Source organism: Pseudoalteromonas sp. RB2-MNA-CIBAN-0110, from assembly GCF_040309305.1.
Taxonomy (GTDB): Bacteria; Pseudomonadota; Gammaproteobacteria; order Enterobacterales; family Alteromonadaceae; genus Pseudoalteromonas; species Pseudoalteromonas arctica.
In genome coordinates, this window is sequence record NZ_JBEOOQ010000080.1 from 1 (window position 1) to 2,405 (window position 2,405).

Below are 2,405 nucleotides of genomic sequence, written 5' to 3' on the forward strand. Positions count from 1 at the left end.
TTTTAGACTCGTTTCAGGCGAGCTTTCTTAATAACACTTCACTTTCCTATTAAAAATAAGTAAGTGGCGTCCCCAAGGGGATTCGAACCCCTGTTACCGCCGTGAAAGGGCGGTGTCCTAGGCCTCTAGACGATGGGGACACATAAATGTGTCACTAGGACAGTTGATAAGTTTAACTCACATCATGAGCTTTAAGGTAATTGCGTTTAATACAAGTAAAGACTCGAGCTTTAATTGTGACGCTATTTTCTCGGTAAAACCGCCTTTAACTAATAAAAGTTAAGTGGCGTCCCCAAGGGGATTCGAACCCCTGTTACCGCCGTGAAAGGGCGGTGTCCTAGGCCTCTAGACGATGGGGACACAGAAAACTGCTACCCTAGGACAAAACACTAATTTTTGGTGGAGCCATGCGGGATCGAACCGCAGACCTCTTCACTGCCAGCGAAGCGCTCTCCCAGCTGAGCTATGGCCCCAACTTAATCAATACCCGTCGTGATAAACACATCGTGTATCGCTTAGTGCGGGGCGCATTCTATGCACCACCCAAAATAAAGTCAACAGTTTTTTACCTAGCTTTATTTAAATGGTTTAATTTTCAACAAACTGGCTATCAAGCGTGCTAAAAAATACAATTTGAATAAGATTCTAGCCCTACTGCTTATAATAACATCACTATATCGCAGCGAATACTTAACAACACCCTACTCCCCTATTTAATGCAACAAAATTGCATCAAAGTAAAGGTATACATTTATATGCAAATTGAACTTATCTAAAAACTACCAATTAAGGCCCCGCCAATCGCCTTAATCTTTTAAAAGTTACAATTGCTTATAATAACCAAAACTTAAATGTGGATTTGAGAGTGCCCACTGCCTTTACTTGCTTAATAACCAGCGTAACTCGTACTCAAAAACTCGATTATTGTTTGAAGAACATTTTTTAAAGAGCATTGTAGCTTCGTAATGCTATGCACAAAACTTCAGGGCGTGTTGATCTTTGGTGGGTGAATTTGCAGCAGTATGTTTGGTTTTTAGGCAAGGCAGAGCCTATGTAGTTTGGTTATTACCCATGAATAGGCGATAACGCCGCATAAAGTCCAAACATGCGCTGCCCTTTGGGTTCAATCCACAAAGGTCAACACGCACTAGTTATATGTGATCTATTTAGTCTTAATCCGAAGGCTATTAGTGAAGTATGAGTATTTACGATTTGGCTAGGTTGGCTTATAAAAATAAAGTAAGTACAAAAATAGAGTTTAGAATGCTGAAAATAGCATTTGTTTTGGGGAGTTTAGATTAAATTCATTTTTAAAGGACCGCTCTATTCACTAAATAACTCGCCCTAATATTAATCCATCTTGCTCATAATCATAAAAACGACTCCAGTAAAAAAAACAATAAGTATCGTGAAGCTAAATTTAAGATTAATAAAATACAATTCCCTACTCACTTTTAGGAGCTTATTAGGTGCTTAATTGAACTGCAATATCAAATTTGATGATAAAATAGACTTCAACCATATCCTATTGTTTATAAAACCTTCATTCAGCACATTTTTATCATTCAAGTGTTGACACATTTCCAACTCTATCTATAATAGCGCCCCACAACAACGCAGCAATGCAATGTTGTTTAGATGTGGGTGATTAGCTCAGTTGGGAGAGCATCGCCCTTACAAGGCGAGGGTCACTGGTTCAAGTCCAGTATCACCCACCACTTTTTAATTAAAGTGTTCACATCTAAATTCTATATGGGTCCTAAGCTCAATTAGAAAATAGAGAGCATTACCGCTACTTACAAGTAACGGCGAAGTTCACTGGTTAAAGTCCAGTACTATTTATTTTAATAGTAGCGTTTTAATTTATATGTGGGTGATTAGCTCAGTTGGGAGAGCATCGCCCTTACAAGGCGAGGGTCACTGGTTCAAGTCCAGTATCACCCACCACATATAAAACCTATTATTATATAATAGTCGTGTTTTAAAATTGTAATATGGGTCGTTAGCTCAGTTACAAGAAAAGAGAGCATCACCGCCTTTTATAAAAGATGGCGAAGTTCACTGGTTAAAGTCCAGTACTATCTATATAGGTAGTAGCATGTAATATGGGTCGTTAGCTCAGTTGGGAGAGCATCGCCCTTACAAGGCGAGGGTCACTGGTTCAAGTCCAGTACGACCCACCATTCTTAGAATGGTGCATATTACAAGAAAATCTAAATGGGTCGTTAGCTCAGTTAGAAAAAAGAGAACATTACCGCTATTTACAAGTAACGGCGAGGTTCACTGGTTAAAGTCCAGTACTATTTATTTCAATAGTAGCGTTTTAATTTATATGTGGGTGATTAGCTCAGTTGGGAGAGCATCGCCCTTACAAGGCGAGGGTCACTGGTTCAAGTCCAGTATCA

At 39.2% G+C, this 2,405-nt stretch carries 6 tRNA genes; 3 read left to right on the forward strand and 3 right to left on the reverse strand.

The window, feature by feature from the left end:
- Window positions 1–64: 64 nt before the first annotated feature.
- The 3 genes from AAEY68_RS20560 to AAEY68_RS20570 all read right to left on the reverse strand — a co-directional run bounded on the left by AAEY68_RS20560 (window position 65) and on the right by AAEY68_RS20570 (window position 473).
- Window positions 65–140, reverse strand: a tRNA-Glu gene (locus AAEY68_RS20560).
- A 144-nt stretch (window positions 141–284) separates the two neighbouring features.
- A tRNA-Glu gene (locus AAEY68_RS20565) sits at window positions 285–360 on the reverse strand.
- Between the two features lie 37 nt (window positions 361–397).
- A tRNA-Ala gene (locus AAEY68_RS20570) sits at window positions 398–473 on the reverse strand.
- Between the two features lie 1,169 nt (window positions 474–1,642).
- Between AAEY68_RS20570 and AAEY68_RS20575 the strand changes: the two genes are divergently transcribed.
- The 3 genes from AAEY68_RS20575 (at window position 1,643) to AAEY68_RS20585 (ending at window position 2,183) form a co-directional block, all read left to right on the forward strand.
- Window positions 1,643–1,718: transfer RNA gene (locus tag AAEY68_RS20575), tRNA-Val, on the forward strand.
- 153 nt (window positions 1,719–1,871) lie between these two features.
- Window positions 1,872–1,947: transfer RNA gene (locus AAEY68_RS20580), tRNA-Val, on the forward strand.
- A gap of 160 nt (window positions 1,948–2,107) precedes the next feature.
- Window positions 2,108–2,183: transfer RNA gene (locus tag AAEY68_RS20585), tRNA-Val, on the forward strand.
- Window positions 2,184–2,405: the final 222 nt, after the last annotated feature.